At 41.9% G+C, this 24,084-nt stretch carries 20 protein-coding genes and 1 tRNA gene; 14 read left to right on the top strand and 7 right to left on the bottom strand.

Annotated elements, in window-relative coordinates; genetic code table 11:
• Positions 1 to 1,545: a RagB/SusD family nutrient uptake outer membrane protein gene (locus ABD851_RS15695; RefSeq protein ID WP_344981032.1), complete on the top strand. Its 1,545-nt coding sequence runs from the start codon at positions 1 to 3 to the stop codon at positions 1,543 to 1,545.
• Positions 1,546 to 1,576: 31 nt separating this feature from the next.
• Here the strand turns inward: ABD851_RS15695 and ABD851_RS15700 are convergent, their stop codons facing one another.
• A complete protein-coding gene (locus ABD851_RS15700) occupies positions 1,577 to 2,023 on the bottom strand; it encodes a carboxymuconolactone decarboxylase family protein (protein WP_344981035.1) in 447 nt (148 codons plus the stop codon).
• Between the two features lie 134 nt (positions 2,024 to 2,157).
• Between ABD851_RS15700 and ABD851_RS15705 the strand changes: the two genes are divergently transcribed.
• Together ABD851_RS15705 and ABD851_RS15710 are read left to right on the top strand one after the other, a co-directional pair.
• The gene (locus ABD851_RS15705; protein WP_344981036.1) at positions 2,158 to 2,745 is read left to right on the top strand and encodes a Crp/Fnr family transcriptional regulator; all 588 of its coding nucleotides are present in this window, start codon (positions 2,158 to 2,160) and stop codon (positions 2,743 to 2,745) included.
• A 212-nt stretch (positions 2,746 to 2,957) separates the two neighbouring features.
• Positions 2,958 to 3,407, top strand: a complete 450-nt coding sequence (locus ABD851_RS15710) for an SRPBCC family protein (protein ID WP_344981037.1) — start codon at positions 2,958 to 2,960, stop codon at positions 3,405 to 3,407.
• 126 nt (positions 3,408 to 3,533) lie between these two features.
• Here the strand turns inward: ABD851_RS15710 and ABD851_RS15715 are convergent, their stop codons facing one another.
• Together ABD851_RS15715 and ABD851_RS15720 are read right to left on the bottom strand one after the other, a co-directional pair.
• Positions 3,534 to 4,367 carry an alpha/beta fold hydrolase gene (locus ABD851_RS15715; RefSeq protein WP_344981038.1) on the bottom strand — a complete coding sequence of 278 codons (834 nt, stop codon included), beginning with the start codon at positions 4,365 to 4,367 and terminating at the stop codon, positions 3,534 to 3,536.
• 3 nt (positions 4,368 to 4,370) lie between these two features.
• Positions 4,371 to 5,171, bottom strand: coding sequence for a response regulator transcription factor (locus ABD851_RS15720; protein WP_344981039.1), 801 nt, complete (start codon positions 5,169 to 5,171; stop codon positions 4,371 to 4,373).
• 233 nt (positions 5,172 to 5,404) lie between these two features.
• Here ABD851_RS15720 and ABD851_RS15725 point away from each other — a divergent pair, with 233 nt between their 5' ends.
• Positions 5,405 to 7,180 carry an SGNH/GDSL hydrolase family protein gene (locus ABD851_RS15725; RefSeq protein ID WP_344981041.1) on the top strand — a complete coding sequence of 592 codons (1,776 nt, stop codon included), beginning with the start codon at positions 5,405 to 5,407 and terminating at the stop codon, positions 7,178 to 7,180.
• Between the two features lie 73 nt (positions 7,181 to 7,253).
• A complete protein-coding gene (locus ABD851_RS15730) occupies positions 7,254 to 7,535 on the top strand; it encodes a Crp/Fnr family transcriptional regulator (RefSeq protein WP_344981042.1) in 282 nt (93 codons plus the stop codon).
• On the opposite strand, the gene ABD851_RS15735 is transcribed toward ABD851_RS15730, so the two are convergent.
• The gene (locus ABD851_RS15735; protein WP_344981044.1) at positions 7,513 to 8,208 is read right to left on the bottom strand and encodes a DUF4386 domain-containing protein; all 696 of its coding nucleotides are present in this window, start codon (positions 8,206 to 8,208) and stop codon (positions 7,513 to 7,515) included. The two genes, ABD851_RS15730 and ABD851_RS15735, sit on opposite strands and share 23 nt — an antisense overlap.
• A 248-nt stretch (positions 8,209 to 8,456) precedes the next feature.
• Here ABD851_RS15735 and ABD851_RS15740 point away from each other — a divergent pair, with 248 nt between their 5' ends.
• The 3 genes from ABD851_RS15740 (at position 8,457) to def (ending at position 10,444) form a co-directional block, all read left to right on the top strand.
• The gene (locus ABD851_RS15740; RefSeq protein WP_344981046.1) at positions 8,457 to 8,924 is read left to right on the top strand and encodes a hypothetical protein; all 468 of its coding nucleotides are present in this window, start codon (positions 8,457 to 8,459) and stop codon (positions 8,922 to 8,924) included.
• Between the two features lie 314 nt (positions 8,925 to 9,238).
• A complete protein-coding gene (locus ABD851_RS15745; protein WP_344981047.1) occupies positions 9,239 to 9,805 on the top strand; it encodes a Crp/Fnr family transcriptional regulator in 567 nt (188 codons plus the stop codon).
• Positions 9,806 to 9,862: 57 nt separating this feature from the next.
• Positions 9,863 to 10,444 carry a peptide deformylase gene (def, locus tag ABD851_RS15750; protein ID WP_344981049.1) on the top strand — a complete coding sequence of 194 codons (582 nt, stop codon included), beginning with the start codon at positions 9,863 to 9,865 and terminating at the stop codon, positions 10,442 to 10,444.
• 54 nt (positions 10,445 to 10,498) lie between these two features.
• Here def and ABD851_RS15755 read toward each other — a convergent pair.
• Positions 10,499 to 10,572, bottom strand: a tRNA-Val gene (locus tag ABD851_RS15755).
• Positions 10,573 to 11,044: 472 nt separating this feature from the next.
• Here ABD851_RS15755 and ABD851_RS15760 point away from each other — a divergent pair.
• The 4 genes from ABD851_RS15760 (at position 11,045) to ABD851_RS15775 (ending at position 15,780) form a co-directional block, all read left to right on the top strand.
• Complete coding sequence (locus ABD851_RS15760; protein WP_344981051.1) at positions 11,045 to 12,139, top strand: tyrosine-type recombinase/integrase; 1,095 nt, start codon at positions 11,045 to 11,047, stop codon at positions 12,137 to 12,139.
• A 493-nt stretch (positions 12,140 to 12,632) separates the two neighbouring features.
• Complete coding sequence (locus ABD851_RS15765; protein ID WP_344981053.1) at positions 12,633 to 13,100, top strand: hypothetical protein; 468 nt, start codon at positions 12,633 to 12,635, stop codon at positions 13,098 to 13,100.
• Positions 13,097 to 14,746, top strand: a complete 1,650-nt coding sequence (locus ABD851_RS15770) for a zinc-dependent metalloprotease (RefSeq protein WP_344981055.1) — start codon at positions 13,097 to 13,099, stop codon at positions 14,744 to 14,746. Before ABD851_RS15765 ends, ABD851_RS15770 begins: the two co-directional genes overlap by 4 nt.
• Positions 14,747 to 15,051: 305 nt before the next feature.
• Positions 15,052 to 15,780 (top strand): N-6 DNA methylase, encoded by a 729-nt coding sequence (locus ABD851_RS15775; protein ID WP_344981057.1) that lies wholly within the window; start codon positions 15,052 to 15,054, stop codon positions 15,778 to 15,780.
• Here the strand turns inward: ABD851_RS15775 and ABD851_RS15780 are convergent.
• Together ABD851_RS15780 and avs4 are read right to left on the bottom strand one after the other, a co-directional pair.
• On the bottom strand, positions 15,764 to 17,302 hold the full coding sequence (locus tag ABD851_RS15780) for a site-specific integrase (RefSeq protein WP_344981061.1): 1,539 nt from the start codon (positions 17,300 to 17,302) through the stop codon (positions 15,764 to 15,766). The two genes, ABD851_RS15775 and ABD851_RS15780, sit on opposite strands and share 17 nt — an antisense overlap.
• Positions 17,303 to 17,658: 356 nt before the next feature.
• Positions 17,659 to 22,353 (bottom strand): AVAST type 4 anti-phage nuclease Avs4, encoded by a 4,695-nt coding sequence (gene avs4 / locus ABD851_RS15785; protein ID WP_344981064.1) that lies wholly within the window; start codon positions 22,351 to 22,353, stop codon positions 17,659 to 17,661.
• 227 nt (positions 22,354 to 22,580) lie between these two features.
• Here avs4 and ABD851_RS15790 point away from each other — a divergent pair, with 227 nt between their 5' ends.
• Both ABD851_RS15790 and ABD851_RS15795 read left to right on the top strand, forming a co-directional pair.
• On the top strand, positions 22,581 to 23,429 hold the full coding sequence (locus ABD851_RS15790) for an RteC domain-containing protein (protein ID WP_344981066.1): 849 nt from the start codon (positions 22,581 to 22,583) through the stop codon (positions 23,427 to 23,429).
• 264 nt (positions 23,430 to 23,693) lie between these two features.
• Entirely contained in the window at positions 23,694 to 24,002 is a 309-nt protein-coding gene (locus ABD851_RS15795) for a helix-turn-helix domain-containing protein (RefSeq protein ID WP_013632691.1), read from the top strand.
• The last annotated feature ends 82 nt before the right edge of the window (positions 24,003 to 24,084 follow it).

A 24,084-nucleotide genomic window follows, 5' to 3' on the forward strand; every position in this document is an offset into this window, starting at 1 on the left:
ATGAAAAAGTCACTTCCTGTTATAGCACTGATAGCGCTACTGACCGTATCCTGCTCAAAAGATTTTATCCGGCTGACTCCCGAGGACTCCTATACGGCAGAGAATTTCTATAAAACCGAAGCCCAGTTTCGCTCCGCCGTTGTCGCCGCTTACGCTCCCCTCCGGGACGTGCTGGTAAACGACTATTTTACGTCTGAAATGCATTCAGACAACAGCCTTTACCAGCCCATACCCGGTAACCGGGGCACGGCTATCGTGCAGCGGGAAAACATTTCCGACTTCACCAATACGTCTACCAATGCTTATGCAAATGCCACCTGGCAACACAGCTATACCGGCATTTCGCGTTGTAATATTGTCATTGACCGCCTGGCGGCCGCCAATTTTGCCGATTCGGTAAAAGCCGGACTGGACGGGCAGGTGAAGTTCCTCAGGGCGCTGAACTATTTCAAGCTGGTCCGCTTATACGGCGGCGTACCGTTGTTCCTCCATGAAATCGCCAAGGCAGAAGATGCTTTCAGGGAACGGGCCACGGAAGAGGAAGTATACCAGCAGATCATCTCCGATGCAAAAGATGCCATCCGGGAGCTGAAGCCCCCTGCCAAATTTCCGCAAACGGGAGAGGCGACCAAAGGAGCGGCGACCCTCCTTCTTGCAGAAGTATATATGGTACAGAAAAAATGGAGCGAGGCGGCAACCTTGCTGAATACCCTGCCGGCTATGGGATACGATCTGAACAGCGACTATGCCGATGCCTTCAGCCCCGCCAACAAGAACAGCCGGGAATCTATCTTTGAAATACAGTATCTGGGAGGAGATGCAACCGGCTCCACGCCCAACGTCCTGTCGTTTCATTTCCTGCCCAGAAGCACCGATACCAGGCTGCTCACAGGAATATCCATCAATAATACCGGAACCGGGGGATGGAATACTCCTTCATCCGATCTGATCAGGGCTTTTGAACCGGGGGACAAGCGGCTGGACGCTTCCATAGGGATCATCGAAGGCACTTACAACGCCAGCAATTATTTCACTTATTCTTCGATCCAGCCTGTGACGGGCTATACCCCTTCGCCTGGTAAAACCGGCGTTCCTTATATCAAGAAGTATCTCCACGCCCCCTTACCGGCTACAACAGGATCAAGCGACGACTTCCCGGTCTACCGTTTCTCCGACGCCCTGTTGCTCCTGGCCGAATCCCTGAACGAGCAGGGAAAATCGGGCGAAGCCCTCGTTCCCCTCAATAAGGTAAGAACCCGCGCCGGCCTGCCTGATATCACCGAAACCAACTCCGATAAGCTGCGCGACATTATTTTCCATGAACGCAGGGTGGAACTTGCTTTTGAAAACCACCGGTGGACCGACCTGCTCAGAACCGGCAGAGCCCTCCAAGTAATCAACGACTTTGGTAAAGTGATCAAGCAGGAGCAACCCTTCCTCTCCTCAGACGCGTATGTCATCGACCAGCACAATCTCCTGTTTCCCATACCGCAACCGGAAGTGGATATCAACACAAAAATGACCCAAAACCCCGGTTATTTCTGATCCGTTCGGCCATTTCATATCTGGCAAGGACCTATTTCTTTTCTATAAGCCGGCCCATGTCGGCAGTCACCCCGATACGGTTCCACGCATTGATCGTTACAACAGCCATCAATAGCTGGGCAAGATAGCTTTCTCCGAAAAGCTGCTCGGCCTTAGTATAGGTCGCTTCGGATACGCCTCCTTTATGGATAAGCGTAATCTCCTCTGTAAGCGCCAGTATGGCCTGTTCCTCGTCGGTGAAAAGATCGGTTTCGCGCCAGGCATCTAACAGATAAATCCGCTGTTCCCGTTCACCGCGCTCCCGGGCATCGCGGGTGTGCTTATCAATACAATAGGCGCAATGGTTGATCTGGGATGCCCTGATCTTGATCAGGTCATAATGTTCCGGCTTGATACCGGCATTTTGCAGATAGCTTTCCAGGCCCATCATGGCCTCATAGGCGGCAGGCGCCGCTTTCAGGATAAGAAGACGTTTCATGACAATGATTTTATACTGCAAAGGTACCGAAGCCGCCTGCCCCGCTGCTTAAACCAGTTTAAGAAATACCTCAAGCCACTACCGGTATGACTGCAAAACAATTTTGTTACTTTTGAAAGATACCAGAAACTGCCATGCCACACCAGATAGCCCTGACCGATCATATAAGGCGGTATATCGATCTGCGGGAAGAGGAGATCGCCCCGCTCCTCTCCTACTTTAAGCCGCTTATCATCAAAAGAAAAACCAATATCCTGGAAGAAGGAAAAATCTGCAAGACCAACTATTTTATAGCATCGGGATGTCTGCGCATGTTCTTCGTGAACCGGAAAGGAGCCGAGCAGATCACACAGCTTGCCATAGAGGGTTGGTGGCTGTCTGATTACATGAGCCTGTCCCGGCAGACGCCTTCTTCCTTCTACATACAGGCAGTTGAGAACTGCCGGCTCATGGCGCTGGACCAATCGTCGGAAAAGGCCCTGTTAAAAGCATTCCCCGGGATGGAACACTATTTCCGGGTGGTAATGCAGCAGGCGTATGCAGCCGCACAGATGCGCATCCGGTATCTGTACGACTTCTCCCGAGAGGAGCTCTACCGCCATTTCAGCATGCAATTCCCGGAATTTCTGCAGCGCATTCCTCAGTATATGCTGGCCTCCTTTCTCGGCTTTACCCCGGAATATCTGAGCGAGATCAGGAAAAAAGAAGCCGAAAGCAGATGACGGTTTGCGGTCAGGCAGGGCGCAGGGCCGGACAGGTCGCAAACAACCTTCATTTTGTCGTATCCGACCGCTGTCCGATTTCAATTTTCCCCGCATCTTTGTAGTGTTAAGCTTAACAACAGACCATCAGTACAAAAGATAAGTGGAGCAGCGACCACTCAAAAAACGGGCGGAACCGAAAAGCCAGACGAGTAGGAACAAAAACACAGGCTATGTCAAACAATACTGTTTCGCTGCACAGAATTCTTAAAGCGTCCCCGGAAAAGGTATACCGCGCATTCACCGAAGCCTCGGCCATTGCTTCATGGTTACCTCCTTATGGATTTGTTTGTACCGTCCATCAAATGAATGCAGAAACGGGCGGTTCTTATAAAATGTCGTTCCAGAATTTTTCAACCGGCAACAGCCATTCATTCGGCGGGACCTACCTGGAGCTCAAACCGAACGAATTTTTGAAATACACGGATAAATTTGACGACCCTAACCTGCCGGGAGAGATGATCACCACTGTCTGGCTCCGGAAAACCATTGCGGGTACAGAAATAAAAATTACGCAGGAAGGAATTCCTGCCCTCATACCGGTTGAAATGTGCTATTTAGGCTGGCAGGATTCGCTGGACAAGCTGACCAAGCTGACAGATCCTGAAATACCGGATGCTTGATTCAGGAAACGAGGACTATATCGCATTCACGGACCATCAGGCATAACATTCCCGATGGTCCTTTTTCTGCTACTAAAAGCAAAAAAATGGATAATGCAACAGGCCCGGTAAGGGAAAATAGTCATTTTAGCTGTTATTGCCGCCCCATGCATCGATTGTTTCCCTGATGATGTTCAGCACCTCATTCATCTCTTCAATATGAGGATAATGAGCGGAATAAGGCATCTTATAAACCTTAAGATCGGAAAAATTATCATGGATGGTGGCCCGTGCTTCGTCCAGGTTGACGACAGCGTCCTGCAACCCGAAAAAAACAATCGTTTTAACGCTGCTGGGAGCCACTTCAACATCTATAAAGTCTTTTCGGGTCTCAAAAAATCCGTCAACGTCCATTATATATTCCGGCGATACAAAATGGGAAAAATAGGAAACCTGCCGATCCCGATGATGCCAGTAGTGATTGAATATACCGGGATTACTTAACAAGAACTGCCAACCCGAGATGTTATTGTCATCAAAAGATCCGGACAGGTTCCGGATTACGGATCTCATCTTTTCTGCTCCGACATCGTCATTATTAAGAACACAATCCCTTTCCATAAGGGAAAAAATATTCCTGTCGGCGCTGAAAACCCGAAAACAAGGGGCAGACATAAAAGCTATCTTTATCTTTTCCGCATGCTTTTGCAGCAACCAGGCTACAACCTGTCCGCCCATGCTATGGCCCAATACGAACAGCGGCTTCCCCTGATAATGTTCCAACAAAAAGCTTTCTGCATCCTGAAGCAATTGTTCAAAGCGATCGCCTTTAAATCCTGCCGGAAGCGTGTTTCTCAACGCCGAGGGGGCGTTCCAAACCCGGAGATCCAGACCATGCCGCTTATACAACGGCGCAAGCATATTACGCTCCGGATTGCTGTTTAAGCCCGGACCGCCGTGATAAAAAAGTAGTTGTTCCATTTTTTAGATAATTGCATTCTTGATAGCGTAGGCCACGAGCTCTACAGCATTTTTTGCATTTGATTTTCGCATCATGTTTTTCCTGTGGATGATAACGGTAGCTTCCGCAATATGCATTTTACCGGCAATTTGCTTTGCCGAAAGACCATCTGTCATATACAGCAACACCTCTTTTTCCTTGTTGGTAAAAAGGGTGTCCTCCTCATGGGGATAAAAGTAATTGGTAACAATATTTTGAAACCCTCCCGGATGACTGATGGATTTCTTCTCAATAGAATGCAGTATACGCGTATCGCTTTTCAGATTGGTGATATTGAGGCAGATACCCAGCGAGTACAAGGGAAGGGCCGTAACCGGTGAGGTAATATAGGCGCCGCGTTGCAGGATAAATTCTTGCTTGTGGCTGGGCGTTTCGACCCGGAATGTGCTCGAAAAGACGTACGTGCTATGTTCCTCCCGGGGAGCGGACTCCAGCAACTGGCAATTGCGGACAAAGATATCCAGGCTGTAAATTCTGAAATCATCTTTGTTCACCACATGCCTCAGCATATCCATACCGCCCTCCAAAAAATCCTGCGGATAATAACCCGGTATCAAACAGTCCACCCCGGCGTGCAGTAAATATTGTTGCTTGGTATAGTCAATGATAAAGAAAAGCGGAAAGAACCCGTGATGATATATGCCGGCAAATTGCCTGAAATATTGCATCTTTTCCATGACTTCGGACTCATCCACCAGGTTTGGGTTATAATAAATATCATTAAGATAACCCTCAAAAGTATGCTTCAGTCTTTTAGCAGACATCCGTGTCTTTTTATCAACATATAAAAATAGTAAAATCCTTATAAAAATATAAAAACTCTTTCCGGAAATACCAACAGTTAATGCCTTTTTAACCTCGCACATATCTGCCAGCAATACCCTGGATAATATCGGCCTGCCTTCTTTTCCCGGGAAGCTAAAGTTAGTATGAATTGGCCGTACATTTGTACGGAAAAGCGCTTACCGTATTGAAAATACAAAGTGGCAGAACAGCTATGAAAAAAGTACTCCTTCCGCTGCTGGCAGCAGCGATGCTGCACAACGTTGCCAACGCGCAGCAACAACGAAGCCTGGAATGGCACGACGCCAAAGGCGCCCTGGGCATCTGCGAGACAGACACCGCAAATGTATATCACCGGCTACCCGCTTACCTGCAGCCACTGATCACCAAAGGCGCCTGGAACCAGTCGGTGAGGTCGGCCGGCGAATACCTGCACTTCAGGACCACGGCCCGCCATTTCAGGATCAAATTCGTCATTCAGGGCAAGAGCTACGCCATGCCGCATATGCCGGCAACCGGGGTGGCAGGGGTAGACCTCTATGCCAAAGACGCCAACGGCGCCTGGAACTGGTCGCCTCCTTTCGAGTATCGCTTCGGGGATACCTGTGTGTATAACTACCGGCCTGTAAAAGTGATCGCAAGAGGGAACACCGGCACGGACGGTATGGCCGACTATTACCTGTACCTGCCCCTATACAGCATCCTGGAATGGATATCGGTCGGCACTTTCGAAGGAGAGCGCTTTGAATACCTCGGAGAAGATGCAGATCAGCCCATTGTGGCGTATGGCACCTCCATCATGCAGGGAGCGGTGGCATCCCGCCCGGGTATGGCCTGGACCAATATGCTGTCGCGCAGGCTGGGTCGTGAAGTAAAGAACATCGGGCTCTCCGGCAACGGTCGCTATGAAGGTCCGATCTTCGACCTGATGTCCGGGGTGAACGCCAGGCTGTATATCCTCGACTGCATGCCTAACCTCACCGGCTTTTCCCCCGATACAGTAGAGAAACGCCTGCGCTATGGCATTGCCAAATTGCAGGAGGCGCATCCCGACATCCCTATCCTGCTGGCGGAGCATGCGGACGGTAACCCGGATTTTGAAATGGATACTACGCTGGTGAATAAATATCACCGCGCCAGCGTCACCGTATCCCGTATCTATGATAAGCTGAAAGCAGAAGGTGTAAAGCATATCTATCTGCTGACAGAGAAAGAGATCGGCCTGGATATCAACAGCACGGTAGAGGGTACCCACCCGAATGACATAGGCATGATGAAATATGCGCTGGCCTATGAGAAAAAGATCAGGAAGATATTGAATGAACCTGCAGGGGATATCTCTACGCAGATGCCGGTTGAGCAGTATCGCGACGGCTACGACTGGCGCCGGCGGCATGAAGAGGTGATGGCGGCTGTCAGGGACAGACACCCTTCCGCCATCATATTCGGCAACTCCATTATCAACTATTGGGGTGGAGAACCGAAGCCGGAGAAGGCCGCTCCACGCGGACAGGACTCATGGGAAAAGTATATGGGTCCTGCAAGCGTGCAGAATGCTGGTTTCGGCTACGACCGCATCGAGAATGTGCTGTGGCGGATATACCATGGCGAGCTGGACGATTTTACCGGCAGTGCCATCATTGTGAACATCGGCACCAACAACCTGGGCTTGAACACGGATGATGAGATCCTGGAGGGACTGGATTTCCTGGTAAAGCAGATCCGGTTGCGGCGGCCGGACGCTACCCTCTATCTGGGCGGTATCCTGCCACGCCGCGCTATGCTGGGCCGGGTACTGGCGCTGAATCCCCGGATCAGCAAAGTAGCCACTGCTAACGGATGTAAATATTTTGATCTTTCCAAGCGGTTTCTGAAGGGCAACGCGCTGAATGATGCTTTATTCCTCCCGGATGGCCTGCACCCCAATGCCAAGGGGTATGCCCTGTTGGGAGAAGGGATACAGCAGCTGCTGCAGGGAAAGCTGAAATAAATTTAAAGCCGCGAATTATAGCGATCAGGTTCCCTCCGATCGTTTTTTATCCTGTGTTGAAGATTCAACCGTCATGGTTGGGGAATTCAGCCGGGAGCAGCTCATGTACCGGCAGTTCCCGGCACTCGAAGCCATCACGCGTAAAATCATAGAACAGGATTATGGCAAGACCCGGGAAAACTTTGCCGTGTTTATTACTTCCTCACCGGAAGAACGGTACATACACCTGCTGAAAACCAAGCCGGAACTGGTTCAGCGCGTACCCCAGCATCAGCTTGCAAGCTATCTGGGAATTACACCCGAATCGCTGAGCCGGATCAGGAAAAGAATAGCTACAAAGCGATACGCCCCCTGATCAGCAACCAGATCCCTAATCCCATTTCGCCGGCAGCCATCGGGACACTCAACACAGTCTCAATGCTTTCTATCGGGACTTCATATTGGGAGAAGAGCAACTTGGCAGTATGTACCCCCAGGTAGCTCAGCCCGGCAATGGTCAGTAAAACGCTCCATATGACAGGAATATAACCTGATCTGAAAGCCAGGAAGCCGAGGATTAAAAGGTGCAGCCCGAAAAGGATCAGCGCAGCGGACCATGAGCGCTGAAACAGCTGAATAAATAGCATCACCTGAGCTTCGGTGTCTTGTGTGACGGTCATGGTATTGTTAAGAAGTACCGGGATAGCATCCAGATTCAGTATAGCACCGCCCAGCATAACGGCATACACCAGTCTGAACCAGGCCATCAGCAGGGAAAGACCCTCGCTGACCTGTTTCAGGAAATAATAAAGTGCCCAGGCCGCCAGCACGTCGCACACAAGGATCATCGTCCAGGCGAGTATACCGCTGCGAAAAAGCAGCCCGGAGGCCTTTATATGACGGACGGTAGCTGAGGCCTCACCCGGTATGACCAGCCTGTCGAAAACAAACCCATAGGCATAACCTGCAAGCACGCTCATAGCCAGTATAGCCGAGCCGGCAATGACGGCGGACTTCCGCCGGGACATAATTTCAACAGATATCGTCATATTCATTTTGCCTTGTCCAAAACAGATGGGATCGTTCCCACTACCGGGTACAAAATTACCCTATACGACCTGCTATTTCCGTTGACTTTGGTTAAGAAATGAAAACGACGCCATTATGCTGCCAATAGCCCTTTGCTCATTTTTTGATGAAAACTCTTCCCTACGTGCATTCCTTTTAACTTGCCATGCAGCATTTCGAAGTGTTCGATTGTCTTTCAATCATTCCTCCTAACTAAAAACTCACTGACATGAAAACTGCTTTGAAGCCGTCAATAATCAGACCGGCCGGTTTTCTTTTTCCTGTTATTGCTCTGGGGATCTCGTTAATGCTCCTTTCCTGCAAAAAAGACAAATCCCTCATAAGTAACAAGGTTTATGGAACCGTAATCGGATTTGATCCCTGTACAGTTGTTAATAATGGAGGTGCAACAGGCTACCTGATAGAATTAGAGGAACTAAATGCACCCAACCGCATTATTGATACGGTCACTACTTATAATCTACCGGACTTATTTCATTTCACTCCTGATCTGTTTTCAAGATCTGCTTATCTTTTCCCAGAAAACCTCCGGAATAAATTTAAGTTTAAATTGACTTACACATTAATTCCAGATAATAAAAAACATTACCCTATATGTCGTGCTGATATCTTTATGTATCCCATTATAGGTGAAACACAAATAAAAATAATAAAGACATATGGCGTGGTTAAATAATTTAAGCTTATAAAGCTACACTTCACCGACCCAGTTCTAATATTTTTTTATAGCCACAGCAATCTGTAAAGTGTACAAATTGCTCTTAAATCATAATCAATTCATTATAATAAAATCGGTGACTTAAATTTACGCAGATTGACAGGTCTTCGATTACTTATCGAAAATGACCCCGATTTACAGTACTTGATACAAGAGGGGTGATCAGAAACAAATAATATGTGCGAGAAATAACTGAATGCTTGATGATCAGCTGTTTTAAAAAGATTAAATTTGCATGTCGATGGTTTTCAACTTAAATAGAATTTAGTCGCATGGGTCATATAAGAGAATACTACGAACGAATATTAAAATTACAAGAAACAGAGTGGAAATTTATAGCATCCCATTTTGACAAGAGAGTTTTTGCTAAGAACGAAATCATTACACGGCAAGGCGAAACGGAAAACTACCTTTCTTTTGTAGAGACTGGCATCATTCGATTTTATATCCCCGATGATGAAAACGAACTAACTTTTAACTTCTGTTTTGATAAAGAATTTACCTGTGCTTACAATTCATTCCTAACACAAACCCCGTCTGAATACGAATTGCAAGCATTGACAGAAACTGTTGTTTGGCAAATAGCCTATGATGATTTGCAAAAGGTGTATGCACAGACCAAAGCAGGAAATTATTTAGGACGTTTTGTATCTGAAAAGCTGTTTTTACAGAAAAGCAAAAGGGAACTATCACTTTTAAAGCATACTGCCAAAGAACGGTATTTAAACCTGTTCAATGAACAACCCGATATTTTAAAATTCATTCCGCTAAAATACGTTGCTTCCTATATTGGAATAACCCCCCAGGGGTTGAGCAGAATACGCAGACAGATTACTTAACATAGGTTCATTGCCTACCCTGTTTATTCTTTGGAAATTTGTTGAAAAATCCAAAGAATGAAACGACCCATCTTAGCATACGGACACAGCATTTTAAAACAGAAATGCAACGACATCGAAAAGAGCTACCCCGAATTGGACAAATTGATTGCCGACATTTGGGAAACAATGAGGAATGCCAATGGTTGCGGATTGGCATCGCCACAAATCGGACTGCCGATTAGGCTATTTATCGTAGACAGCCAATCCACTTTTGAAAATCTTGACGAAGAAGACAGAACGTTCTATTATCCCCAAGACGACAAGGGGATAATGGAAACGTTTATCAATGCAAAAATCATTGAACGGTCTGAAGAACTTTGGGAAGACGAAGAAGGATGTTTAAGTATTCCAAACTTATTATGCAAAGTACAAAGGAATTGGGCGATAACGATTGAATATTATAACCAAAACTTTGAGAAACAAACTCGCTCATTCAGTGGAACGACCGCAAGAATGATACAGCACGAACACGACCACACAGAAGGAATATTACACCTTGACTATCTTAAACCCCTAACTAAAAAGCTGATCGAGGGAAAACTCAAAAAGATAGTGAAAGGACAAATAGCCCCTAAATATCCAATGAAATACCGATAAATTACTGGACAAAAAATGGGACAAGCCTATCATCTTTAGACTTGTCCCAGGAAGTGAACCTTACCGGATTCGAACCAGTGACCTCTACCATGTCAAGGTAGCGCTCTAACCAACTGAGCTAAAGATTCATGTCCACAAATGTCGGATAATTCATAAAAACCGGCAAAGATTTAGCCGCGCTCCCAAAAATACAGTATCCGAAAACTAAAAAGGGCGATCATTACTGACCGTCCTTTCTGTGATCCCACAGGTACAAAACTCGAACTCTTTTTTGGAAGATTTAAGACGATTAAATCAATTAAAAGACAGTCCATATCAGCGTGATTTAGTAGTCAATTGTAAATCTATCCGCATTTCGTGCGGTTCCAGTTCCGGTCAAAGCAGCCTGATCTAAGGTTAACCTCCTGCATCCCGGCGGCGCCAGACGCCCTTTCCCTTTAGGGGAAATCCCGTCTGGCGCGATCAATGGTGTAACCCCTTGTGAAATAGCGTCCATTCCTTTCATCCATTCCCGCTACTCACAAGCGGTTACGAGTATTTTTTTGTCCGACCGTAGGGGATTCACTAATCCTGACATTAAAAACCTAATTTTTTATACCTATGAAAATATTATTGAATCTCATCATGAGGTCACTTCTGAATTTCCTTTATCTCTTCAGCAACAGGATTCCTTTTAAGAAAGCCATTTACAGAATGAAGCAGGCAGCTAAGTCAGGTCAGATGCTCACTTCAAAAAAATTAAAGTATTCACCTGGCTCACTCTATGGCTTTAAGTTTTGTGCACGTTGGGTCATAGCTTATGAAAAGGAGGTGAACAGAACAATTTATCTGAATGAAATATCGGTAAGATGGGCAGAAAAATTTGAATTGTTTCTTGTCGAAAAAAGGTTGTCCAAAAATACTATTTCCGAAATATTGTCAAAAGTAAAGGCAGTTTGCAATTATCATTATAAACTCGGTCACTGCACATTCAATGGTAGTGGCATTTCAACTCCACTGGAAATTACTACGGCTGTTTACATCACGGATGAAGAACTTTTATCGCTCTTACAAATTGACCTTCCGGAAGGATTGCGGAGCATTAGAAACATCTTCGTCCTTGCCTGTGAACTGGGCTTACGCTTTTCAGATTTAAAAATCGTCTTAAAAGATCCAAAGCTGTACCTCCACAGGGAACATGGCAAGCTGTTCTTTGAAATTAAGACGCAGAAAACCGGGGAGGTGTCTTACATTCCATTGAGCAATTTAGCAATGGCGATCCTAAATCATGCACACTGGAGCTTTAATGATAATTTCAGCTTATCCTATTTTAACCTCTCCATTAAAGAAGTTTGCAAAAGGGCAAAAATTGATGGGACAATAACATTTACCCGTACAACGGGCGGAAGGCGAAAGGATACAATCTTTAGAAAATACGAGCTGGTGAGCAGCCATACGGCAAGGCGGACATTTGCAACGAATGCATTCCTGCACAGAATGCCGATTGAGCAAATTATGGCTATTACGGGACATAAAACCGTGCAGGCTTTTATGCGATATATCCGATGCTCCGCACTTGAAAAAGCATTGAAAGCTGCTGAAAACGTCTTTTTCACAACACGTTTTGCGCCGGCTGATCTTATTAATTATTCAATTGATTTGCCATCTGCATCTTCGCCGGTAGCTGGGAATTTGGGGCCAACTTTATTAAAATGACGAAATCAAAAAAACTGCTCAAAAAGCAATAAACCTTCTATAGCTTCCTTCATCAAATGCCTACTGGAAGGATAATAAAATATTATCATTTAATCATTTATAGAAAAATTTTGAATTGACAATTTAAAATTCTAAATTGTATTGTCAACCATATAGTAAACCTTATGAAAAGACCATTACATTTTATTTCCTTCTTTTTTGCTGAAGATGTCTCTCCTCCGTTATAATACGGTAATAAATCCCTTTTAGCTTGTCATGCAGCATATCAGCTGATTTCGTTGTCTTTTTAGTTATTTCTATTAACTAAGAATGAAAAAATTCTAAATTGGCTTGCAATACTTTTATAATCCTTATGAAAAGACTGATACGTTTTATTTGTTCTTATTGCGCTGAAGACTCCTCTCCACCACATTAGCGCATTGTCTTTTCTTAAAAGTATATGCAGCGTTATTGCAGATTAGTTTGTCATTTATCTAACAAAAACGACTTAATCATGCAAGCATTATCAGGCAACACGCTTAAAGCAATTTATGTTTCTGGAATAGTCTTAACCTACTTCACCTTAATTTCCTGTAAGAAAGCTTCATCGCAGGATCCTGTTAAGACTACACCAGAAGGGTCATGGATTTTGTCACAAAAAGGGCATACAGATGTTTACCAGACCGATGGAAAATGGATCTGGACAAATGTAAACGCAAGCGAGGCTTATCGCGTTGTCTTTACCAATGATAGTATCGTGATATCCTATGATACAGATCCTCCCACAAAAGGAACCTATCATTATACAGATAGTTCCTTTAAGGTAATATTACATCCTGAGGATACAATGGATGTAATATCCGATACCAAAATTAATATGGCTAAGTTCTCTGATGGCTATGTATACTTTTATTACATGGCCGGAGATGAAGGCGGCAAGGCATTAAAATTTACCTTTCTTAACGAAAATAATAACAGATGAAAAAAACTTCTACTTTAATCCTCTTTATACTTCAAATTTTTCTCTTTCAAAATACATACGGACAGATTATCCGGTGTGGCACCGAAAACGGCTCATTGAGTCCGTCCCAGCTCGCACAACAAAATCAAATAATCCAGCACAACAAAATAAACGGCCTCTTACAGGGTGACGATCTGCATTACTTTAAAGTATTTTTCCATATCGTTCGGTATTCAAACGGTTCCGGAAATGTCAGTGTATCCTTTACAGACCAGATGATGTGCTCGCTAAATTCCTATTATAACAGTCATAATATCTATTTTTTGAAAACAGGGTATGATGAGATATTATTGGATACCTATGCAAACTTTACTTCAAGTCAGACTAACGCTCTTTTCAATGTAAATAAAAAAGATAGTGTAGTCAATGTTTATCTTTTACCGAATGACGTGGCTGACGGTGCGTTTGGAGGCATAGCAGATAATATACCGGGTACAGCTATGATTATGGGTTATTCCAATTTTGTATTTACAGATGCCACCTTTCCTCATGAAATGGGGCATGTACTTGGTCTTTATCATACCCATCACGGTATTGAACCTGGGGGATGTCCTGAGACATCTACCAATTGCACAAGTTGTGGAGATTACATTTGTGACACACCCCCTGATCCAGGTTTGGATGGAGGAAATGTAAATGCAAATTGCGTTTATACCGGGCCTACCGGTTACAATCCTGATGTACACAATATCATGTCCTATGCCCCTTTCGATTGTAGAACTGAACTGACAGATGACCAATTTATAAGGATGGATGGCATAATTAGTGGAAATGCTTATTTGCAGAAATGTCTGCTGCATCCGTTTATTTCTGGTCCTGAATCATTTTGCACTTCGGGATCTTATTCTATCACTGGTTTGCTTTCAGGCATGCCCGTTTCCTGGAGTGCTACACCAACAGGTAACGTCTCCATTACTCCCAACGGCTATAACGTAACTGTTAATCGCATATTCGACGCAACAGTTACTTTGACTGCTACGGTATCTGTAAATGGATGCACTATCCCCCTTACAAGAACTATATACTCAGGTGCCACTCCAATATACATTTCAACCATTCCCAACGGACAGTGTAGTGGTACTTTTCAAAGTTACTATTTGGAAAATAGCATCCCGACCTCCGGCACAGGCTGGCATTGGTCCGTTGAATATCTGGGGCCAAACAGCCAAATCTTCATAAACAGCTCAAATAGTCCATCTACCTATGTTGACGTAAGTGGTGGAGGAACAGTGAGGCTTGATTATACAGATGAATGTGGAAATGCACAATCTACGAGCGTCACCGTGTATAGCCCGTGTCATCCCTTAATAATTTATCCTAATCCTGCAGATGATAATATCACAATTAGTCTACCGGGATTGGGAGAGCAGGGAATTAATTCAAAAAATTTAAAGCTACCTTCCGGTAATGTTTTTGCAGATAGCTTTGATTTAAAAACGATAAACATTTATGATCTGTCAGGTAAGATGCTTCTGCAAAAGCGGATAACTGATAACCATTCTTCACAAATCCAGCTCAATGTCTCCTCTTTGGCACCTGGAGTTTATATCATTGAATTATCAAATGGTAATGCAGCGATAAGAGACAAATTTGTTATTCAACGCTGACCAACTACTTTTTAAGTAAAAAAAACAGGGAGCTTCTGCTCCCTGTTTTTTTTACGATTACCTGTTGCATACCGATTAAATAAAACAGTCTGGGTATGGGAATACATCAATTCCTGCACAAAGTTCGGCATCGGGGCTAAAACCGCCACCGCCTCCAGCCGACCTGCAGCAAGGTCGTACGAAAATCTTTCTTCTTAAACCGTTGCACTATTTACAGAAACATTTTCATCTCCACCTTGCTTTATTTAGCCGCGATACCGGAATGAGGTTACATAATTGATTATTAACCTCTTAAATCAAATCCGATGTATCAGCTAAAAAAGCTTTCGGCCATTATTAATCAAATAGCCGTCTCCACTTCTAAACAGACTGCTTTCTCTGAACTGCTCGATTATGCATTGCTCCCTTTTGAGTATTTTGAAACTGCAGAAGAACTCAGAGCAGCACATGAAAAACTGCAATCCTATAAGCACCGGCAACAACTAAGTACCTTCCTGACAGAACTGGCGGAACTGAACCCGGAAGGGTTCGGCGATCCATTAGGAGAATTTTACATGCAGGAGATCAGTCATGGACACCTTGGCCAGTTCTATACTCCTGAGTATGTAGCTTCCCTCATGGCGCTGTCTGTTGGAACTCGGCCGCTTAATGACGGCGAGCGGGTATTAGACCCGGCCTGCGGTTCAGGTAGGATGCTCCTGGCTATGGGGCGCTACAACCGGCATTTAAGATTCTACGGGGCTGACCTGGACAAAGTATGCTGTAAAATGGCGCTCCTGAACCTGCTGCTAAACTCCCTCAGCGGAGAAATCGCCCACATGAATAGCATATCTAACGAATTTTATGAGGGCTATAAAATAACGACATTATTAAAAGGAGGATATCATTATCCCTATTTTATACGATTCCAGGAAAAAGAAAAAAGTGAAATCTGGATACATCCGGCCACCCATAAAAACGAGGATGAAGCAAACCAGAAGGGCGCCTCTAAAATTCATGTGATACAAGGAGACCTTTTTAAAGGCCTCCTCTAAATGCTTCCTGTAGATCATCTTTCCAGACGGTTCCAACAAATTTTCCTTCCTCATCAAAGAGGAGCCTTTTGATTCGCCGCATATTTCTGCTGATATTCAATCTCGATACCTTGGCATAGCGTTCTGTCGTTCGGATAGATTTATGACCTAATATTTTCCCGACCACTGGTAGCGGCATCCCGTTATCCAAAGCAATCGTCGTTGCAAAAATATGCCGGGCACGATGAGGATGAAGTTCGATATTCAGGGATAATTTCCTGCCCACCGCTTTAATATGCTTGTTATAGTATTGATTGGAATATACCGGTAATAGTTTATCACGGTAAAGGCATGCCGGATGATCCTTATACTTGTCTAATATCTGTAGAGCAATAGGCAATAGGGGAACCGTTTCAATCGTACCATTGGTCTTTTTACGTCCTGTTCTCAGCCATTTTTCCCCGTCTATACCTATCACAATATCAGATCGGCGTAATGAATTCAATTCTTCATAAGCATAGCCGGTAAAGCATTCCATTAGAAAGCCGTCTCGCACAATATCTTCAGCACCGGATAATTCAGCATTGATCAGCGTAATTATTTCCCATTCGCTGGCCGGTTCTATTTCCGGATCTATATACGTACAACGGAATTTTTCTATTGGGTTTTTTATGATCCAGCCATTAGTGACGGAGAGCTCCAGGGCCTGTTTTGTATTTTTGATATGTTTTACGGCGTTATTATGGCCACAATCATCATGTGTGGTAAGATAATCGTAAAAATGGGTTGCCAGGGATAACTGGATGTCGGGTAGCCATAGATCCGCCTTCTGGTAACGAAACCAGACAAAGCTGCAGATCTTCTTTTTGGTAAATATCCATTTTCTCAGCGTGGTAGCTGCACGGTTAGCTTTAAGCACATTTTTGACAAAAAGAATGAGCTGTTCATCCAGAGCATTAAGTAGGGATTTGGTTCTTTCCTTATTGTCGAGGATTGTATTTATTTCCAAATGTGCTTTTTCAGCCCGCTCTAAAAGCTTCTTTTTCTGTTCCGCCAAAAGGAAATTTCGTTCTTCAATAACTGCCGGATGAATAAGCTTTTTTATTTTTCTTTCCTCTTTATCCAGCTCCAGGCATTCTCGGATCAGGTTGTCAACTTTTGTGGAAATATCCATATTTTGCTGTACCGGAGAGGGTAGGTTGGCATCCGTAGCCTGTTGACTTTTGACCTTTTCAGGGGTTATTTTTGCTTTCAGCATAGCGGGTGTAACCCGGTCATGAAGGGCCTGGAGTTTTAAAAATTCGTGTTCAAGGCTGGTTTTGGTTTGCTTGATTTTTAGATTGATCGCTGCGGCATTTTTATGCTGTGGGCTTACCCTTTTATGCTTCACATTCCAATGGTCCGGCACAATCTTGTAACCCAATGAAAGTTCTTCTTTTAATCCGGCAATGGTGATTCTGCAATAGACAGGCGCTTTACCGTCAGCAGAGGATTTTTTCCGGTTAAGGAAAATGAGCAGGCTTAATTTCTGATTCGTGTTCATCATCAGCAATTTATAAGGTGTACAAATTGCTCTTAAATCATCATAATCAAATAATTACGACAAAATCGGCGACCTAAAATTACAGATACCGATAGGTCGCCGAATAGGTCGCCGATTTTATTGAATAAAATCAGACTAAAATAGAATGCTTAATTTCAGGAAGTCTTGCTGGGCGTGAATTTCAAATAAAAATGGCGTTCGTTAGAACGCCATTTCGTGAACCCACTGGTACAGAACTCGAACTCTTTTTTGGAAGATTTGAGGCGATTGAATCAATTAAAAGACAGTCCATATCAAAATGATTTCATTCCCGAAAAACCCAAAGCCAAAAGATTGAAATTCTAAATGTGAAGTTGCTATAAAATACTTTCACGTAATAAATATGCGTGTACTGAACCCCGTTCTATCATGAAATCAAGAATTGGAATGACTTTGTTTTTCAATCTTATCTCTTTTTTGATTTCTTGCCTATTATTAAAGACGAATTTCCTTAGATACATCTCCAAATAGTACAACGTGTTTGATTCAAGATCACCAAGTTGTAATAACTTGTTATTTGACACGATTGTATACACCCAATCAATCCCCTCGTTTTTAAAGTTAGACCCAACTGAGTTCAATACTCTTGTAATAGAATACAATACCGCAGGAATATGTCCCATTTCTTTGGAAGCATTGACATAAAGAGATAAATTCTCTCTGCTTAAGCTATGCCATTCTTCAATTCTATCTTTCCAAAACTGCCATGCTAATAAATAGTTTATTATGATTTGTTTTAAATAGGGACTTCTTGGATAATCACTCAGTTCCTTTATCTTTGGGAATAGTTTATTCCAAATATGCCAAAATTGCTCACGATTCATTAGGCTATCTTCGGCAGTTATTATTTCTCCAATAAATAAGGAAGTTTCTTCTGTCGGAGATAAATAGTCCAAAAATGGAGTAAGATATTTATCAATCTCGCTTACTTCTCTTTGCAAAATAAAATTCGAAAATCTTTTGAAAATCTCTAAACGCACTTTAAAAATATCATGGTCGTCTCCAAATTCTTCTTCATACACTCTCCTGTCTATCAACAACCGTGAAGCCATTATTGGTAAAGTTTGCATGAAAATATCTAAATGAATATCATCTTTTGTATCAGAAGGAATTAACTGGTAGACTATTTCTAACCCATGGATATCAAGTGACTCAATATCTTTTAAATCGAATGAGTTTTCTCCAAAAGTGAATTCAGGAGTTATTTTATCGAGTTCTTCTAATATTGAAGTTTTTGGAATCCGTCTCCAATATCTTCGCTCTTTCCTTTTTTCGTCTATAATCTTTTTATAAATCGGTTTGAGTTTTATATAGCCAAATAATATAGATTGAGCAACTTTTTGATTTTGCTCCCACAGCTTTGATTTGTGAATAGACTCAATTACATAATCACATATTCTTTTATACGCACCAATAGCTGTTTCATCGAAAAGAGACAAGACCATCATTGAAACAATATTTTCAACATCTTCAGGATATTCATTTATCAATATCGGAATTGCATGAAAAGAGGCTTCAACTCCATCACTTATTTGATACTCATATTCGTCACTAAATAGGCGTGACAAAGTTGATGTAATTATTTCTTTGCAAAAATCTATATCTTCTTTTTGTAACTTGTCTTTATACTCGATAAGCATTTTTGAACAAGTGAAAGGAGGAATACTATGGTCTCTTCCTCTCGCAGTATCCCCAGACTTAATTTCTTCGACCAACTGCCTTGTTTCAGATAAAGCAATTATAGGATTGCTATCGTATTCATCATGTTTCGCAATCTTGCCTTGCGATTCCCTACCTATTAAAAAATCCGACCATGTTTTTAATGCGGAATATTTGAAAAAATCATCAAATTCCGAGCGAGCTTGTTCACTTACGTTTTTGAGTTCATCGGGAAATACTTTAGGACTAAACTCTACAAGAAATTTGTTACCTTCCGCTTCAGATATTTTAGGAGTTAGATTTCTTCTATCCATTCTTAACAACAGGATTTCAGATGACTTCTTAGACAAATCATTTGATTTATGGCGGTCAATTATATCATGTAATTTCTCAATAAATTCTGTGTTTTGTTCTTCAGTAAATCCATTGACACCAAAAAATTGGTAATTCAAAAACAAAGATTCTAAATTAGAAGCTCTATGCTCATCCTTACATGTTTTTAGTCTTTCGTCTGTATACAAGGCATCTTTTAACTTGTCCATTCCATATCCTATCCCATATGTAGATTGGGCGTGGAACTCACTCGTACTCCTAACTGTGTCTATATGGAACAATTCAATCGTTTTAAATAATACCAATGCTACATTATAAAGCTTATCACGATTTGCAAGTATGACACTACAAACAATTGAAGTAAGAGAAGCTGATTTCGAATCTCTTAGGATTTTTAAAAGCACATGTTCAAATATTTCAGGTTTGGTTGCAGGAGCGTACTCTAAAAGAGTTTTTTCTAATGCCATATGGATTGATTGCAGTAGATATGGAACGACTGGACTACCATTGCCACGATACATCCCCCAAAGAGACCAACTCAAATATTGTGTTACTTCTATTTCATCTATATATAATGTGATTTCTTCAACGTCCTCCTTGCCATAATCACTCTGACTATATGCCTGAACAGCTCTATTCGTAAAATTTATAATAAAATCGAGTGTTGGATAAAAAGCGACTTGCAAAAGCCATTTTATGGGTGTTTGATTTGCACTTGCAGGAAAATAATTAAATTTAAATTCATCAACCAAACCATATTTACTCTCCATACTATCCCTATCATAGCTCCAATCATTACTTTTTCTTGCAGGTTTCTGCCAAAATAAATCACATAATTGAATGACTTCCAATGGGAGTGATTTTATTAAATCTATCGCTATATAAGGTTTCTCTAATATTTTTGTACATAAACCATGGTAAGGCTTTCTGTGATTAGTCCACTTGTTTTCTATTACCTTGTTGAAGATGTTTTTTAATTCGGTTTGTATTTCACTGGCGGAATTGAAAACCACTTTCAGAATTTTTTCTTCTGCATCCTTGTGCATGTAGAAGCTATCTTCTGTTTCGGTTTTTTGTATTATACTCAAAGCTAATAAACCAGAGTATCTTGTAGTTTTACCTGTTTTAATAGATTTGCACCAGTCAGTTAGAACAGGTAAAACTAAGTTTAGATTGCTGTCAAAAAAAACAGATTTGTATTTATAGACCAGAGAAATTACTTCTTCCCATCCTTTTCCTTTGGGGTCAATTACATCGATACTCTCAAACGAAGAAATATCCGTGCAAGCAATTCGCAACAGGAATAGAATTCGTTTCAATATTGCAAAATCATTTTCGATGATTTCATTCTCAAAGAGGTTGAAAAACGTCCCTGAATAATCAGACAGTAAAACCGATATTAAAATCTCATCTTTCCAAAACTGAGAAATTTCATCATTTTTAAATGCTCCTTGAATAAAAGACTCTATATCACCACTACCGTTAGCCAAGTGTTCTGATACCCATAACCTAAAAGCTCTCCGTATAGGAAGCGAATCACCTAATTCCTCAAAAAATTGCTTTGTGTTTGAGTAATTAGAAAAACAACGGGATACTATTTTAGCTAAAGCCCATTCTTCGTATATGTCATGTGTAATAAAGTATCCACTATGGACTTCCTCATATCCCAATATCTCATCTTGCTTTAACTGAAATAACGCTGACTGTGGTAAATTTTCAGAATTTATATAGAATCTGCCTGTATCGCATCTTTGCTTCGCAATACTAATAATACACCGTTCTCTTTCGAGATGCAAATTATCTTTTTGAACAATATTATTCTGTATTCGTTTTTTCCACAGCAAATCAATAAAGCCATTAAAACTACCTTGTTTATCAATATTGGTATATTGCTGAATATATTCATTTAGGTAGAACAGATTTGTTAGCCTTTCTGAAAACTTCTGATTCTCGGGCAATGAAAATTCAAATTTTTCGGATAGAGCCGTTAGTTCTTCATTACTAATCAGAGAAATATCATTGACCTCAAACGACAACTGGTAATTCTCTCTGATATGGAAAGTCAAATCATTGAGATATGCATAGCGTGTTGTAAATATGATGCTCCAATCATTAGCTTTTAATTGTTCAATTAAATTTCTAAGAATATCATTATTCGTTATCTCTGCCAGCTTTTCTGCTGAATCGATTACAAATATTTTGATGGGTTCATCTTTGTAAACTTCAAGAAACTCATTCAATTTGAACTGATTGTCAAATCGAAATATATCGTTAATATGTGCAACATTCAATTCGTTTGCTTTAAAAATGCAAATTGGAATTTTGTTGCTATTCAAAGCATAAAACTCCTTTAATATTGCAGTCTTACCACAGCCTCCCTCTCCCGAAATGATTATGTTCTTCTTATTTTGACAAGCATCTGTAATACTTGCTATTAGCAAATTTCGGTCAATTTTAATCTGCTTGTCACCAAAAGGTATTTCGGTCTGTATTGCCTTTAAAATATTCAGGTTGTGTTTGCTAACTTCATCAAGTAAGTCTACACCACTTGGTTCAAGACTGAAAAAGATGTCGTGCAAGTATTTATTTTCAGGCAAAGCTAATTGTAACTCAAAGTGACTCTGAACTCTCCATTGGATATTAACACCAACCGATTTAGCGGATTTTTCGATTTCTTCCTGATATTGAGGTTTTTTCTTATCTTTCTTTGAGCTTTCTGACAGCTCTTGGTTAACATAAAGTAGTAGTTCGTTTAGTTGACTATTCTTTGATTTCGCTTTTTTTATTGAATCAATAATATCTTCTTTGTTCTCGGAGATTGAAGTTGTATAATATTTAGCTTGAAAACCATAAAATGCTCCCTCTTTTTCAACTGGCTCTGTTTCAATTCCTGTTTGGTTTTTATAGCGAAACAATCCAATTCTATTGCCAAATTCAACGCAGAAAAGTAAGTAGGACAATTGCTCAAATGCCCATGTTTCCCTGTTATCATATTTTAAATTAAAAACTTTCCAATTCATATCTTACGCTATTTTCAATCCATAATAGGTATGTTAAATACTTTGTGACAATTTACGAATTTTAAGCGTGATAAATATTTACAAAGTAACACAGTGAGTTGTAGTAGGTATCTTTTGTGTTCTTGACAATAAATCTTCCCTGACTTCGTCCTGTCTCATGAAAAAGGCTCGGTACTAATCGTAAAATTTGCCAAGGCATATTGGCTTCATTTTAAACCATTGGTATTATGAGACACCTATTACACAAAATAGTCTCCGATATACAGAAACAGGAACATAAATTGTCGGCAGAGGCTTCGAGTTTTATGGACGAAGCTTACGGGATGACAATCTATCTGAAATCACTTCTTGGAGACATCAAAGAAGATATAATAAGTGAGGGCTTCAAAACATTAGAAGACGAAATCCTTTTCTTTAAGCAGATAAAGCCGACCGTTCTTGGCAAACTCATCTATTACAACAAAGTATTCAGAATAGAAACTGCCTGCCCTGCAAGCAACGGGAATATCTATGAAAATTATTTCGCCATGCACCTGCGAGAACTCAAAAAAGAATATATGGAGCATGTATGTAATTCAGACTTCTACCGTTATTACCGTTCCGGCAGAACTGACCGGGACGAACAGTATTTTACACTTGGCAAAATCAACTGCTATGACGGGCTGAACAGCTTTGTATTTGAAATCGACCCCAAGTTTTCGACCTACTTTGATTACAAGATGGCGAAAATCATCGCCAACGAATTAATCTATAATTATCTGACGACAAAGCTAAGCCCCGAACAAAATCCCGATGTACTGCTACAACACGAGGAAACAAAAGATTTCTTTTGGACACAGACAAAAAATGCCCTTATCGAATTGATTTATGCACTCTATGCGTGCGATGCCATTTCGCACGGAAAAATAGGCATCCGCAAAATCAGCATGGTATTCCAAATCCTGTTCCGTATTTCGCTCAACGATATACATAACAGCTTCCACCGAATGAAGACCCGTGCAGGCTCACGGACGTTGTTTTTAGACCAACTCAAATACAGCTTAGAGGAATATATGGACAGGGAAGACAACCTATAATTTTTGTCTTCTCTTTCCATCAAAAAGGACAGCATCAATCGGTGCTGTCCTTTTTTTGCCCGTTTGCCTATATGTGTCTATCGGCAAATCCATTGATTTGGATGCCGACCGATTGACCAAAAGTGCGAAAATCCCACAAAAACAGCACTTTACATGAATTGTAAAAAAAAAGAAAAAAGTGCCTTTTTGATAGACACGTATCGGAAGACAGCCTGCGCCAATCGCTCCAATTTTGTGGTGTTAGAAATCATTAAAAGTATTGTTATGAACATCGACAGAATGGAATTTATCGCATGGATGGAACGTATAATGGAGCGTTTCGATATTTTGAAAGAGTACGTCCTAAACATCAAGAAAGAACGGCACAGCATAGACGGCGAGGAATTACTGGACAACCAAGACCTGCTCCTCATGCTGAAAATCAGCCACCGCTCCCTGCAACGATACCGCTCCACGGGCAAGCTACCGTATTACACCATCAGCGGAAAGCTGTACTACAAACTATCGGATGTACACCAGTTCATCAGGGAAAGTTTCAAAGCCCCTATACGGCGTACAAAAGAAAACCGATGACAAACCCTACCACGAAAAGACGGGTACGGCTATGCCGTACCTGCTTCGCCTACTTTCGGACAATGTAAACTTTAAAAAATCA

Origin of the sequence: Compostibacter hankyongensis (assembly GCF_039541075.1) — a bacterium.
Taxonomy (GTDB): Bacteria; Bacteroidota; Bacteroidia; order Chitinophagales; family Chitinophagaceae; genus Compostibacter; species Compostibacter hankyongensis.

Coding starts and splice junctions, on each gene's coding strand:
- ABD851_RS15695 (WP_344981032.1), top strand. CDS start 1: ATGAAAAAGTCACTTCCTGTTATAGCACTGATAGCGCTACTGACCGTA.
- ABD851_RS15700 (WP_344981035.1), bottom strand. CDS start 2,023: ATGAAACGTCTTCTTATCCTGAAAGCGGCGCCTGCCGCCTATGAGGCC.
- ABD851_RS15705 (WP_344981036.1), top strand. CDS start 2,158: ATGCCACACCAGATAGCCCTGACCGATCATATAAGGCGGTATATCGAT.
- ABD851_RS15710 (WP_344981037.1), top strand. CDS start 2,958: ATGTCAAACAATACTGTTTCGCTGCACAGAATTCTTAAAGCGTCCCCG.
- ABD851_RS15715 (WP_344981038.1), bottom strand. CDS start 4,367: ATGGAACAACTACTTTTTTATCACGGCGGTCCGGGCTTAAACAGCAAT.
- ABD851_RS15720 (WP_344981039.1), bottom strand. CDS start 5,171: ATGTCTGCTAAAAGACTGAAGCATACTTTTGAGGGTTATCTTAATGAT.
- ABD851_RS15725 (WP_344981041.1), top strand. CDS start 5,405: ATGAAAAAAGTACTCCTTCCGCTGCTGGCAGCAGCGATGCTGCACAAC.
- ABD851_RS15730 (WP_344981042.1), top strand. CDS start 7,254: ATGGTTGGGGAATTCAGCCGGGAGCAGCTCATGTACCGGCAGTTCCCG.
- ABD851_RS15735 (WP_344981044.1), bottom strand. CDS start 8,208: ATGACGATATCTGTTGAAATTATGTCCCGGCGGAAGTCCGCCGTCATT.
- ABD851_RS15740 (WP_344981046.1), top strand. CDS start 8,457: ATGAAAACTGCTTTGAAGCCGTCAATAATCAGACCGGCCGGTTTTCTT.
- ABD851_RS15745 (WP_344981047.1), top strand. CDS start 9,239: ATGGGTCATATAAGAGAATACTACGAACGAATATTAAAATTACAAGAA.
- def (WP_344981049.1), top strand. CDS start 9,863: ATGAAACGACCCATCTTAGCATACGGACACAGCATTTTAAAACAGAAA.
- ABD851_RS15760 (WP_344981051.1), top strand. CDS start 11,045: ATGAAAATATTATTGAATCTCATCATGAGGTCACTTCTGAATTTCCTT.
- ABD851_RS15765 (WP_344981053.1), top strand. CDS start 12,633: ATGCAAGCATTATCAGGCAACACGCTTAAAGCAATTTATGTTTCTGGA.
- ABD851_RS15770 (WP_344981055.1), top strand. CDS start 13,097: ATGAAAAAAACTTCTACTTTAATCCTCTTTATACTTCAAATTTTTCTC.
- ABD851_RS15775 (WP_344981057.1), top strand. CDS start 15,052: ATGTATCAGCTAAAAAAGCTTTCGGCCATTATTAATCAAATAGCCGTC.
- ABD851_RS15780 (WP_344981061.1), bottom strand. CDS start 17,302: ATGAACACGAATCAGAAATTAAGCCTGCTCATTTTCCTTAACCGGAAA.
- avs4 (WP_344981064.1), bottom strand. CDS start 22,353: ATGAATTGGAAAGTTTTTAATTTAAAATATGATAACAGGGAAACATGG.
- ABD851_RS15790 (WP_344981066.1), top strand. CDS start 22,581: ATGAGACACCTATTACACAAAATAGTCTCCGATATACAGAAACAGGAA.
- ABD851_RS15795 (WP_013632691.1), top strand. CDS start 23,694: ATGAACATCGACAGAATGGAATTTATCGCATGGATGGAACGTATAATG.